We start from the raw sequence: 12,923 nt of genomic DNA, 5'->3' as shown, positions 1-12,923 counted from the left end.
ATTCATCGCAGCGCCGGGCCTGTGGTCCGTTCCGTCGCGGCGGCGCTGACGGGATCGCTTTGGAGCCGAGCAGCGCGGAGGAGTTCCGTCCGTGCCGCTGCTCGCGACATTTCAACAGTCTCTTCGACAGGGCGCCGCTGCATCGTCTCGACGAGTTCAGAGACGGCCGACGCTCGGGTGGTCGCAACGACCGCTGCAACGTTGTTCTGCTTGCCTCGCGTCAGCCCAACGTAGAAACCCGCAGCATCGACACCCGGACCTACGAACGATCTGTCCGTTGTCTCGCCCTGGACGCCGTAGACGGTTGTGGCATAGGCGAGGTGGAGGTGCGAGGCGGCGTACTCGTGAGTGATCTTTCGCAAATCGGTCGAATCCCGGTCTGACGCGAGCATTACGTGGTCGGCTGTGACACTCCTAACAACCCAGTTCTGGCGATTCTGCACATCCGTTGCGCTGTCGTTTCGTCGCGTCTGGACGATGTCACCAACGAATACCGGTTGCGCCGCTTGTCCAAACGTTCGACTCGTCGTGTCGACTGACCCGTCGGCGATGCGGAGGCTCTGGATGTCCTCGTTGACGGACTGTGCTTCGGCATGTGTCGCGGTTACCAGCGCAATGCTCTGTCGCGCGCGGGCGGCCTCGAACCACGCTGCGACCATCGAACTACGGGCTTCGAAGTCATTGTGTGCGACGACGACGTGGCCGGTTCGAACGAGCTCTTCGGCAACCTCCGTGGCGTCACGGCTGTCCGGGTTGCGGAATCTGAGGCTCAGGTCCGCCCACGCCGGGTCCTTGAAGCGGTGAATCGTGTCGAGCTGGACCTGACGAGTTGCGCGACGCCAGAAGAGCGCCATCGCGCCCGAATGCCCAACCGGGAGGGCTTGATATTGGTCTCCAACTAGTGCGACGCCTGCGCCTGTTCGAGACACAATGTCCAGAAGTGCGTTAGCGGCTTCGAGGTCGAGCATTCCGGCTTCATCCACGACGATTCGATCGCCACCACGGATTGCGATCCGGGGGCCCGCATACTGAGCCCCGGTTGTCGGATCGATCTCGCCGACGCGCAAGCAGGACCACTCAGTTGCCCCGGCTCGATTTCTGATCCACCGCCAGCCGTAGTCGTGGAGCAGCTGGTGGAGAGATGACGATGCGCTCTCCGCTTCGCGACCCGCGACAGCGGACGCCTTTTTTGTGGGTGCGACGATGATCATGTGCCGGCCGCGACGACGAAGAGCAGCGCCCGCCACCTTGAGCATTGTCGTCTTACCACTTCCGGCCGCGCCCGAGACTGCTACGATCCGGTCCGATCCTGCAATCGAAGAGGCGCCTCGAGCCTGCCCTTGGTCGAGCTTGCGTTCAGGTTCGATCGCGATTGCAACCGCGATGATCTCGCCAGTTGGCAGCACCTCGCCCGGTACAGCCAGCGACTCAGTTCGATGAGCGACGGTGGCCTTAAGTGACGCCGTCGAGGTCGCCATTCGCCGCTTGACGTGCGCGGGAACATCTGACTCCGACAGGAGCGTGACCGTGTGAGTCCGGGCGGCGAGGGAGACCACCTCGTCGACCAGGTCAGCGAGCTGCGACCGATCGGCAATCACGCCACTCGAGGAGATCGCTCGGATCGCTCCGGCGTGGATATCCATGTCACTGAACCGACCACCTGTGCCTGTCGACCGGGCATCGGCGTCCACGATTGCCTTAGCCGCTAGGAGCTCAACGTCGAGGTCATCAATGACGACTGATCGTAACGCCACGTCGCTCCTTGGTCGACCAAGCTCCGGGTCGGCGTGCAGGAGCTCGGCGATCACTATTGACTCCCAATCGCCCTCGTTCAGCTGCCCCGGCTTGTTCGGCCGCCCGGCCGCCCAGGCCCATTGATCAATCTGGGTCAGCACCGAAAAGGACGGCTCCTCGTCGGGGTGCTGTTCCCTCCACGCACGCAGGTGGCTCGCCTTGTTCGCCTCAATCTGAGTCGACCGTTTCGACAGCGGCCGGACCAGATGCTGCAGCTGCGCGATCTCCCCATCCGAGTCCAGCGTGAACCCCTTCGCGGCGAGCGCTGCCATCCAGACAGGGTCAGTCCGGGAGGCGAGGTCACCTTCAGCGTTGACCACGTTCTGGAACCGGAGAGCGACGCGAGTGTCGACGTTCGACCACTTCCCGTCGAGACCTTGAACCTTGACATTCAGCCAGAGGTGGCGGTGCTTGTGCGGGTCCAACGAGCGCGACCGCTCATGCCGAAGCTCGACGACCTCGATACGGGCGAGCCCTTCGCGGACGGCCCCTTGCTTGCCGCGTCGGGCGTTTAGTTCGGTCTGCCACAGCTTGATGATCCGGTCCCGCAACCGGTCCTGCAGATCCTCGTACGCGGCCGCTAGTTCTTGGTCCAGCATCGCTGCGATCGAGAACGATTTCGGTGCGTTGATCGTCGCATCCAGAATCAGATCCGCGACCGGCGACTCCAGATCCCGGCCCCGCCGCTGACCGGTGAGCGGGTCGACACCGTCGACCCAATCCTTCAACTGGGACCGGGTGAGCAGATCGTCGCGGATGGCGGCGTTCTCGACGATGTGCCGGCTCATCACCGCATCCGCATACCCCGCGGCGGCAAGAGCGCCGTCGGCGGTCTTGGCAGTCAAGGTCGCGTCACAGACACCGCCGAAGGCATAGCGCACCGCCTGCTTGACCCCTTGGGCCGCCTGCCCGCGCTTCCAGCGCGCCACTCCACCTCTCACACTTACACGTTCCGGTTGCGCGCTCATTTTGGCGCGCGCTCGGCGCGCACATCTCGAAGAGTGCCTACGTGCATTCGCTCTTTCTCTTTGTCCTCTTCATCCTTTTGTGCTTATCCCTTCCTTCGTCTCTTCTTCGCTTTCGTTCCTCCGCTTATTCATTTCTGTCTGACTTTGTCTCGCTTCCTCCTTCCTCGCTGTTCTCCCACATCCCTGTTCCAATCGCGTGTATCGTCGCCGCCCGCGCTCATCCGGACAGAGAAGAACCCCAGCCCAAGATGGGTTGGGGTTCTTGATCTATTCAGGCCGACTACTCGTACTGCTCGATGATCCGCGCGATCGCGTGAGCCGTCTTCAACACGCGCGACGCAGTGTCCCGGATGACCGTGACGTCATTCTCGGCCCATCCGGTGATGTAGCCGACGCTGTACGCGCTGGTGTCGAAACCGGACAGGCCTGCGACGACGAAGGCAACTGACTCGGCTTCGACTTCCATGCGGCCGCGGTGGGTGCGGTACTCGTCGACGTCGTCGATGTGGTGGAGCTCAATGTGTGCGGTCTCGTGGATGAGGGTCTTCGCGGCCTGCTCGATCGCGAGGTTCTCGGCGAGTGTCACCCGGTGCAAACCGGGATCGGCGTATCCACTCGCGCTGGCTAGTGCTGCCCTGTGGATGCTCCATCCGGTCGCCTCGAGGTGAGACGTCAGGGGAGCGATCACGCCGTGGTCGTCGTCTCCGATCAGTCGTCGAGTCGGATCCTCGGGCAGCGGCTGCGCCCCGTCGATTGGGTCGGTCTGGGCGATGTCGAACACCGACAGCGTCGGGAAGTACCGCACCACCCGCTGGTCGCTCGCGCGGGCTTCGTCGATCTCGTGATCACCGCTGGTCTTCCGTTCTCGGTACCCGAAGATCTTGATCGACTTCTCGCCTTTGCGTACCTGTCGACCGTTAGCCTGCCACTGCCGGAACCCGGCCACCATCGTGGCGTCCGGGTCCTGCGACAAGATCAGAAGGAGGTTATTCAGGCTGTAGTTGTGGAAGGAGCGGGCGAACTCCAAGAACACACGCCACTGACCGCTGTCGACGAGTTGTTGGACCTGCTCCACGATCGACGCGTGCAGTGCCTCCGCTTCGTGCTGTCGTTCCTCCGCGCTTCGGGTGCTGACCTTGCCGCCCATGATCCCTACCTCCCTCATCGTTCTTTCGCCGATTTCGGCGCAGTGCGCCGACGTGCGGCTGACCCGGAGGGCGGGGGTTCCGGCACCGGATACTACGAGGATTGAGGATCGCAGGTGCGGAGCACCTTCCCCTGCCACATGCGGGACGCCACGGTGACGGGTTCATCGGTCGGAGGAGCAGGCGTGCGTATGCTCGCGGAGCGAAATCGGCAAAGAACGAGACCGATTAGAACGCGCACTGCATGTTGAGTGATGATCAGGTGGCTGCCGTGCTGCCCCATCGAAGAGGCGACCAGCAGAACTGCACTGGTCGCCTCTTCGGGAGGTGCGTCGACTCATTGAGGGGGTCGACTCGGCTGGAGGTTCAGGCCGATCGAAGGCGGATGGCAGTTAGCGGCCGGGCGGGAAGGTCGACTCGCACAGTCCCTTCATGGATACCGTCGAGAGTGTCGATCGTCATGTTCCATGCGTCGATCACTTCGATCCTCGCCTTCATACCCTCCGGGATCGTCACATCTCGGAAGCGCGGACGGTGGCGACCAAAGTAGATGAGGGCGTACTGGTCTTTTACGCCACCCCATGCCGCGTCCCAGTCCGACGGAAGCGGTTCGATCCGCCCGGTTGGCGACTCTTCGACGATGCGGCGCAGGAAGGAGATGCGGGCGACGCTGTCGCCGATGAGGGTGCCGCCCTTGGACCACCAGATCTCCTCGGCGTCGCGGTAGAACGTTTCTCCGTGAGTGAGGTAGCCGCCGCGCACCATTCCGGACCAGAACCGGTCGACGACTTCCTCCGAGGTGAGGTTGCCCCAGCCGGCGTCGAGGTCGCCGTCGTATCCGAACTCGTCCACGATTACGGGTTTGCCCCAGGTGTATCGCCATTCGTCGATGCGCTTGCCCATTTCGGCGTCGCCGCGTTGGATGCTGGCATGCGTTGCCCAGGGGGCGGAGTAGTCGAACAGGTCGGACCAGTTGTGGATGGAGAGGAGGTGGTCGGCGTGATCCTCGGTGCGTACCAGCTCGGCGAGTCGATCCCAATCCTCGGGGCGCTTGTGGACAAGGAGCTCGTACTCGTTGGCCATCGACCACCACACATTCGGGAAAGCGGAGAGGCGCCGGACGACGTAACGGATGTAGCGGTCGTCGACTGACTTGCCGAGCGTGGCGAATCCCCACCGGTCGTAGGGGTGGAAGAGGATGATGTCGGCTTGGATACCGAGCTCGTCCAGTTGGCGGATCCGGGCCTCGAGCTTCGCGAAATGGGCGACGTCGAAGCGTTCCGTGTCCCACGACCCGTCTGGGTTCTTCGGGAAGACGAAGTCGGCGGGCTCGTTCGAGTTGTACATGAAGTGTTTCGGGAACAGGCCCATCCGCAGCTTGTTGAACGGCGCGTCCGCGAGCGTCTCGACGGTGCGATTCTGAAGCGCCTCAGGCTGGTGCGTCCAGGCGTAGGCGGTGGTCCCGATCGGGGTGAACGGTGTGCCATCGCGGTAGGCGAAGCCGTATTGATCCCCCACACGCACTGGACCCGGCGCATCGCTGGGTGCCACGGCGAGCGTGGCAGAGATGCCGTCGAGCGAACGCGCATTCGACATGGTGGTGAACGCCCAGGTGCCAGCCACTGGCGGAAGGAATCGGAGGACGTAGCTGCCGTCCCCGTCGTAGAAGCCTCCGACGGTCAGACTCTCGTCGGCGGACGTGAACTGTGCCGAGAACTCGACATCCACGAACGGGTTTCTGTGGGAGGGGCCGTCGATGATGATCTCGGCCGCTTTGTTGACGAACGCGGTCGTCGGGAGAGTGACCACCGCGCTTGCCTGAGGGGTGTCGGCAGTCTCGTAGTCCGCGCGCGGATGAATCGCGGGGGTCTCCTCGGGAAGCGGAGTGCGGTCTTCGATCACCGCGAGCTGCTCCAAAAGCGAGTTGACCTTCTCAGTGTCAGGCGCAAGAGCGAAGCGGAGGAAACCGCCAAGTGGGAAGTCCCGGAGCGCCGTCGCAAGTGACGAGTTCAGGATTTCGGGGATGGTGCGCTGCAGAAGGGCGCCCGCTTCCGGGTTGTCCAGGGCGTCCCCGAATCTGGCGTACTGGTCGAACGTGCGCACCGTCGCGTCTCCTTACTCATGTGAATCTCGGGTCTCTGTGTAGAGACCATATGGGGTGGATCAATAGGCAGGTCCTTGCCGAGCACGTTGCGCTATGCGGGTACAAGCGCGTTTGAGTATTCACTCTCGGCGGCGCGGACGACGTTGACCTGAATCTGCGACCTCACGGTCGCGAGGCTCGCGGCGATAGCTGGCTTCGCCGCCTCGCACAGTTGCAGCGCGAGGTCGTCGATGCAGCACAGTTCCAGTTCAAAGAGTCGGAGTGTGTGCTCTTCCACCAGGCTGCAGAGTAGCCGCGTGAACGCCGTCGATGTGCTGGCCCCGGGGGCCTCCCCGAGTGCCATCAGGTTCCAGATCGCAATGTCCACGCCGCTGCCCTCTCGCAGCGCTGCGGCAGCGTCGTCACTGGAGACCACAACTGTGGGTCTCCAGTGATAACGAGCGGACTCGCTAACGATGCGCGCGCAAAACGGCTTTGGCGTCGACGCGGGGAAGTACATGAACATGGTCTCGTCCGTCTGAAAAGGAGGTCTCGGCGAGACTAAGCCCGAAGACACTCCACTAGAAACATTTTGCGCAACAAGGTCCACTTCTTCCCCGGAGGGGATCGATCCATGCCAGTATGAATGAAATCTTGTCCGTGAATAGCTATTCATTCATTTCGGAGCCGCAGTGAAACGCCGCCTGATCATCAACACAGACGCCAAGAACGAGGCGGACGACCAGTTCGCCATTGTCCACGCGCTTCTGTCCCCGTCCCTTCAGATCGACGGGGTGATCGCGGCGCACTTCGGTGAAGGACGCACGACGCGCAGCACCCAGGAGAGCCGCGACGAGATCGAGCTTCTGCTCGAGTTGCTGGCACTCGACAACCCTCCCGTGGTGGCGAACGGTGCTGAGCGTGCGCTCGCGGACAGTTCGACACCGCAGGACTCTGCCGGCGCTCGCTTGATCATCGACGCCGCTGCCCAGCCTGGCCCGCTCTTCGTCATCTTCCTGGGCCCGCTGACGGACATGGCCTCCGCCCTTCTGCTCGAGCCCTCGATTGCCGACAACCCCGAACTGACCGTGGTCTGGATCGGCGGCACCCCGTATGACGACATCGTCGGCGGCGAGCATGGCGAGTTCAATCTCTCCAACGACATTGCCGCTGCGAACGTGGTCTTCCAGTCGCGGCTGAGGGTCTGGCAGATCCCGATGAACGTCTACCAGATGGTCTCCGTCGGCTATGCCGAGCTCGACGAGAGGGTCGCGCCCGCGGGCGAGCTCGGGGCGTACCTCGTACGTCAACTGAAGGAGTTCAACGCGAAGTACGTCGACCCCGAGATCGAATATCGGTCGCTGGGCGACTCTCCTGCCGTCAGCGTCGTGCTCAACCCGCTGGGCGCGGTCTGGCGAGACCATCCTGTTCGCGTGTTCGACGAACGCGCCCGAATGACGAACATCCCCGTTGAAGGGCGATCGGTGCGCGTCGCCGACAGCGTCGATGTGCGCTACCTGCTCGAGGACATGTTCGCGAAGATCACCGCTCACGCCCGGAAAGAAGAACGATGACCACCGTGCCGACCCCTCCACCTCTCGTGGTCGATCAAGACGCTCGCAGACGCTGGTTCGCCGCCCGAAACGCGATCGCCGGCGCTGACCCAGATGCGCGCGGGGAGCTGCTGCACGCGTGGGCGCAGGGCATCCGACGCTCGATCGTGACGATGATAGACCGGGCGCAACTCGGCCACATCGGCGGCGATTTCTCGGTCACCGACATTCTGACCGTCGCCTACCTCGCAGTGCTGAATGTCGACCCCGCGGACCCGACCGCGGCTGCCCGAGACCGGCTCATCCTCTCCAAGGGCCATTGCTCCGCTGCTCTCTATTCGACGCTCGCGTACGCCGGGTTCTTCTCCGCTGACCGGCTTTCCTCCTTCATGGAGCCGCTCTCGCCGCTGAACGGACACCCGAACCGGAACAAGGTCCCCGGTGTGGAAACGAACACCGGTCCGCTGGGTCACGGCCTCCCCGTCGGTGTGGGCGCCGCCATCGGAGCGAAGCTGAAGAAGGACGGCAGCCGCGTGATCGTGGTCACCGGCGACGGCGAATTGCAGGAGGGCTCCAACTGGGAGGCCTTCATGTCGGCCGCGCACTTCGGTTTGGACAACCTCACCGTCGTCGTCGACCGCAACCGACTCCAACAGGGCGCCCGCACCGAAGAGACGAACCGCCTCGACCCGCTCGATGCGAAACTCGACGCGTTCGGCTGGGAGGTGCGGGAGATCGACGGCCACGACTACTCGCAGCTGTTGGAAGCGTTCGGCCCGTCGACGACCGGCAAGCCCGTCGCCGTCATCGCGAACACCATCAAGGGCAAAGGTGTCTCGTTCATCGAGGACCGCGTCGAGTGGCACCACAAGGTGCCCTCCGTTGAGCAGGTCCAGCAGGCATTGGAGGAACTGGCATGACCACCACCACCGACACCTCGATCGAGACGTTCGACAACCGCGTCGCTTTCGCCGAGGAGCTCATCGCCCTCGCGGAGAAGGACGAGCGCGTCGTCGCCGTGTGCAACGACTCCGTGGGTTCCAGCAACCTCGGCGGATTCCGGGAGCGCTTCCCCGACCGCCTGATCAATGTCGGCATCGCCGAGCAGAACATGGTGGGTGTTGGCGCCGGCCTCGCGAATGCCGGGCTCGTCCCGTTCGTCTGCGGCGCCGGCCCGTTCCTCACCGGACGTGCCCTCGAACAGGTCAAAGCCGACGTTGCGTACAGCCAACTGCCGGTTATCCTCTGCGGAATGAGCCCGGGCGTTGCGTACGGCGAACTCGGCCCGACACATCATTCGATCGAGGACTTCTCCTGGCTGCGCGCTTTGCCTGGCTTGGACATCGTCATCCCCGCCGATCGCAGCCAGACCCGGACTGCGATCCGCCAGGCCGCCGAGAATCCCCGACCGACCTACATCCGCGTCGGCCGGTTCAAGGTCCCCGACCTGGCCTTCGAGACGACCACGCTGGAGCGGGGTCGCTTCCAGCAGCTACGCCCGGGCACAGATGTGACCATTGTGGCCGCCGGAACGATGGTGCCGCGGGCTTTGCGCGCGGCCGACTCCCTGGAGTCGGAGGGCACCTCGGTCCGCGTCCTGAACGCCGTCTACCTCTCCCCGTTCGACGCGGAGGCGATCGCAGAGGCGGCGCATGAGACACGCGCGATCGTCACCGTTGAAGAGGCGAACGTGGCCGGCGGTCTCGGCGCGGCCGTGGCAGCCAGCGTTGCGGGCGGACCAGAGCTCGTGCCCGTTGAGATCCTGGGGTTCCGCGAATTCGCTCCCACCGGAAGCGTGAACTTCCTGCTGGAGAACGCCGGCCTGACCGCTCCTGACATCCGGGCCGCCGCCCTGCGAGCATTGTCACGATGAACACCATCCGCGACGGCGTGATCCTCAGCGTCGACCAGGGCACGGGGTCGACCAAGGGGCTCGCACTCGACTCCTCAGGCCGGATCCTCGCCACCGCAAGCGTCCCCCTCGGCCTGAGCCACCCGCAGGCTGGATGGGTCGAGCAGGACGCCGAGCATATCGCGCGCTCCGTCCAATCTGTGCTCGGATCGCTTCGCTCCCAGATCGACCGGCCGGTGGCTGGCGTGGGGTTGAGCACACAACGTGAGTCTGCGGTCGTCTGGGACACGGCGACCGGCCGACCGCTGAGTCCGGTCCTCGGCTGGCAAGACCGCCGAACCGCGCCAGCAGCGGAGCGCCTCAAAGCCTCGATGATCGGGCAGGAGATCCGGGACATCTCAGGGCTTCCAGTCGATCCGATGTTCTCCGCGCTCAAATTCGCTTGGATCCTCGACCGCATCGACCCGGACCGTCGTCGCGCAAACGCCGGTGAGATCACGCTGGGCACCGTCGACGCCTGGCTCATCCACCGTCTTACCGGCGGTCGGAGCATTGAGCGCGGCAACGCCAGCCGCACCCAGCTGCTCGACCACCGCAGCGGGGAATGGAGCGAGATCCTCCTTGACGCCTTCGGCGTTCCCCTCGCGGCGCTTCCGACCGTCGTAGATTCGGACGCAACGAGCGGACCTCTGCGTGCGCTCGACCTTGGCGGTGCAGCCGTCCTGGGCGTTTTCGGCGACTCGCACGCGGCGCTCTTTGGCCACGGCGTCCGCGAAGAAGGCTCCGTGAAAGTCACCTACGGCACCGGATCATCCGTCATGGGTCTCGGCAGTCGAAGCATCGTCAGCGGGCTGACCGACACGATTGCCTGGTCTCGTGCCGGCCGGATCGCCCACGCGTTCGAAGGCAACATTCTCTCGACCGGCGGCACAACGATGTGGCTCGCCGAACTGCTGGGGACTGACGCGGCCGAAATCTTCCGCCTCGCGGAGAACGCTTCCCCGGCAACGGTCGACCTCGTGCCCGCCTTCGCTGGACTGGGCGCACCGTGGTGGGACGAGAACGCCATCGGGATCATCAGCGGGCTTACCCTCGGAACCGATCGCGCCCAGCTCGCGCGTGCGGCTGTGGAGTCTATCGCCCTCCAGATCGAAGACATCCTCTCCGCCGCCGATACCGGGGTCGACACCCGCATCGAACGGGTACACGTCGACGGGGGGCCTGCCGGCAACGACTCTGTGATGCAACTGCAGGCAGACATCTCAGGTCGCACCATTGTCCGCCCGAAGCGCACATCCCTCTCGGCGCTCGGAGCAGCCTGGCTGGCCGGACAGACCGCTGGAATCTGGCCCGACGGCGTCGCACCCTGGGGAACAGCGGCTGACTTCTTCGAGCCCGAGTCCCTCTTCGCCGAACGTACCGAACGGCGTTCTCGATGGCGCGCTGCCGTCGACCGCGCCAGGCTGCGCCCCACCGACCGTCCTGATTTCACCTACGACACGCTGAAGGAGATCCCATGAGCAACCAGAAGTACGGTGCCGGCATCTGGCACTTCGCCACCTACGTCGACCGTTACGCCACCGACGGCTACGGCGAGCCGCGTACCATCCTCGACGCCATCGACCTGGCCGGCCAGGTCGGCGACCTCGACGTCGTCGACCTGAACTACCCGTTCTTCGGCGGTGACTTCAGCAACGAGCAGATCAAGGAAGCGCTGGACCGCAACAAGCTCAGCGTCATCGGCATCACCCCTGAGATCTACACGCGAGTCTTCGCAAAGGGCTCGTTCACGAACCCCGACCCCGGCGTGCGTCGCCTTGCACACGAACTGATCAGCGACGCCGCGAACCAGGTGCGCGCCTTCGACGCCGACTATGTGAAGCTGTGGCCCGGCCAGGACGGCTGGGACTACCCGTTCCAGGTCGACTACGGCACGCTCTGGAAGGCGTCCCTTGACGGAGTCGGCCAGCTTGCGAGCGAGAATCCCGACCTCAAGTTCGTCATCGAATACAAGCCGCGTGAGCCGCGAGTCCACATGGCCTTCGACTCCGTCGCTCGCACCCTGCTGGGCATCGAGAAGATCGGCCTGCCCAATGTGGGAATCTTGCTCGACTTCGGCCACGCTCTTTTCGGCGGTGAAAGCCCGGCGGACTCGGCCCAGCTGGCGATCGACTATGGACGGCTCTTCGGGATGGATGTCAACGACAACCTGCGATCCTGGGACGACGATATGATCGCCGGCACCGTCCACCCGATCGAGCTGTTCGAGTTCTTCGTCACGCTCCGTAAGAACGGCTGGGAAGGCGTCTGGCAGCTCGACCAGTTCCCGTTCCGAGAGGACAGCGTCAAGGCTGCCAAATCGGCTATCCGCTTCCTCAAGAAGGCCGAGGCCGGTCTCGACCGGCTGGACTTCGCCGCCCTGGCGGAGGCACAGACGCAGCAGGATGCAGTGAAGGCCATGGAGCTCGCTCAGGACGCACTGTATGGCTGGTGAGATCGCAAGCCTTGGCGGGCTCGCCGATTAGAGTTGGCGGCATGACCGATTCGACCAGCGCTGCCTCGCTGGTGCAGTCCACCGACGAACGCCTCCCGCTCGTCACCAAGGTGGCCAAGCTGTACCACGAGGCAGGGCTGCGTCAGCCGGAGATCGCCGAACGGCTGAACCTATCGCAATCCCGGGTTTCCCGTTTGCTGAAGCAGGCGACGGAGGCCGGAATTGTCCGAACTGTCGTGATTTCGCCCGAGGGTCTCTACTCAGATCTCGAGCAGGCGCTGACAGAGAAATATGGGCTGATCGACGCGGTCGTCGCCGAGCCGATCGCCGCGGACGACCTATCAGTCCTGGCAGCGTTGGGCTCGGCCGCGGCACTCTACCTGGAGAGTTCGCTTTCGACTACAGAACGCATCGGGATCTCGTCGTGGTCGCAGACGTTGTTGGCGACAGTCAATTCGATGGCAGCGACTGCTCCAGTTAGGACCACGCGTGAGCTCGTGCAGGTTCTCGGCGGCGTCGGCCGGCCGGACGTGCAGGTACAGGCCAACCACCTCGCGGATCAGTTTGCGCGCGTGACAGGGGCTGTGCCCAAGTTCTTCCCCGCGCCGGGAGTTGTCGGGTCGAAGTCGGCGAGGGACGCTCTCATGGGCGACCGCTACCTCGGTTTGCTCGCCTCGGAGTGGCGCAACCTCACGCTTCTCCTCGCCGGTATCGGAACTCTGGAACCCTCCGCTTTGCTGGCTTCCTCCGGGAATGCCGTGGACGAGATCGAGAGCGCCGCCCTCCGGGCAGCCGGGGGAGTTGGGGACGTGTGCCTCCGGTTCTTCGACGAGGAAGGACGGCCGGTCGAGACTGATTTCGATGACCGCGTTCTCGGAATCGATCGAGACACCCTTCTGACAATTCCTCGCCGCATTGGTGTTGCTGGTGGAGAACGGAAATTCACCGCAATTCGCGGCGCAATCGTGGGTCGATGGATCAACATTCTCGTCACCGATCGGTGGACAGCCCAACGGCTCATGGCGTGAATCACG

The 12,923-nt window shown here is 64.1% G+C and carries 10 protein-coding genes; 6 read left to right on the top strand and 4 right to left on the bottom strand.

All coding sequences use genetic code 11. The features are described 5' to 3' along the window. Window positions 1–2: 2 nt before the first annotated feature. From ABCS02_RS17870 to ABCS02_RS17855, 4 genes are all read right to left on the bottom strand, one after another. Window positions 3–2,723, bottom strand: a complete 2,721-nt coding sequence (locus ABCS02_RS17870; protein ID WP_345837016.1) for an AAA family ATPase — start codon at window positions 2,721–2,723, stop codon at window positions 3–5. 319 nt (window positions 2,724–3,042) lie between these two features. Beyond that, complete coding sequence (locus ABCS02_RS17865; protein ID WP_345837015.1) at window positions 3,043–3,909, bottom strand: ArdC-like ssDNA-binding domain-containing protein; 867 nt, start codon at window positions 3,907–3,909, stop codon at window positions 3,043–3,045. A gap of 364 nt (window positions 3,910–4,273) precedes the next feature. Then, entirely contained in the window at window positions 4,274–6,010 is a 1,737-nt protein-coding gene (locus tag ABCS02_RS17860) for a DUF5605 domain-containing protein (protein WP_345837014.1), read from the bottom strand. Between the two features lie 92 nt (window positions 6,011–6,102). Further along, entirely contained in the window at window positions 6,103–6,516 is a 414-nt protein-coding gene (locus ABCS02_RS17855) for a hypothetical protein (RefSeq protein ID WP_345837013.1), read from the bottom strand. 166 nt (window positions 6,517–6,682) lie between these two features. On the opposite strand from ABCS02_RS17855, the gene ABCS02_RS17850 reads away from it, so the two are divergent. The 6 genes from ABCS02_RS17850 to ABCS02_RS17825 are packed head-to-tail and all read left to right on the top strand — an operon-like array spanning window position 6,683 to window position 12,917. After that, window positions 6,683–7,564 (top strand): nucleoside hydrolase, encoded by an 882-nt coding sequence (locus ABCS02_RS17850; protein ID WP_345837012.1) that lies wholly within the window; start codon window positions 6,683–6,685, stop codon window positions 7,562–7,564. Further along, window positions 7,561–8,463 carry a transketolase gene (locus tag ABCS02_RS17845; RefSeq protein ID WP_345837011.1) on the top strand — a complete coding sequence of 301 codons (903 nt, stop codon included), beginning with the start codon at window positions 7,561–7,563 and terminating at the stop codon, window positions 8,461–8,463. Before ABCS02_RS17850 ends, ABCS02_RS17845 begins: the two co-directional genes overlap by 4 nt. Next, window positions 8,460–9,416: a transketolase C-terminal domain-containing protein gene (locus ABCS02_RS17840; RefSeq protein ID WP_345837010.1), complete on the top strand. Its 957-nt coding sequence runs from the start codon at window positions 8,460–8,462 to the stop codon at window positions 9,414–9,416. The genes ABCS02_RS17845 and ABCS02_RS17840 overlap by 4 nt, the downstream gene beginning before the upstream one ends. Further along, complete coding sequence (locus ABCS02_RS17835; RefSeq protein WP_345837009.1) at window positions 9,413–10,915, top strand: FGGY family carbohydrate kinase; 1,503 nt, start codon at window positions 9,413–9,415, stop codon at window positions 10,913–10,915. The genes ABCS02_RS17840 and ABCS02_RS17835 overlap by 4 nt, the downstream gene beginning before the upstream one ends. Continuing rightward, window positions 10,912–11,889, top strand: coding sequence for a TIM barrel protein (locus ABCS02_RS17830; RefSeq protein ID WP_345837008.1), 978 nt, complete (start codon window positions 10,912–10,914; stop codon window positions 11,887–11,889). Before ABCS02_RS17835 ends, ABCS02_RS17830 begins: the two co-directional genes overlap by 4 nt. Before the next feature lie 41 nt (window positions 11,890–11,930). Further along, complete coding sequence (locus tag ABCS02_RS17825; RefSeq protein ID WP_345837007.1) at window positions 11,931–12,917, top strand: sugar-binding domain-containing protein; 987 nt, start codon at window positions 11,931–11,933, stop codon at window positions 12,915–12,917. Window positions 12,918–12,923 lie beyond the last annotated feature (6 nt).

This window comes from Microbacterium sp. X-17, from assembly GCF_039615055.1.
This window is presented reverse-complemented; position numbering and strand designations above follow the sequence as displayed.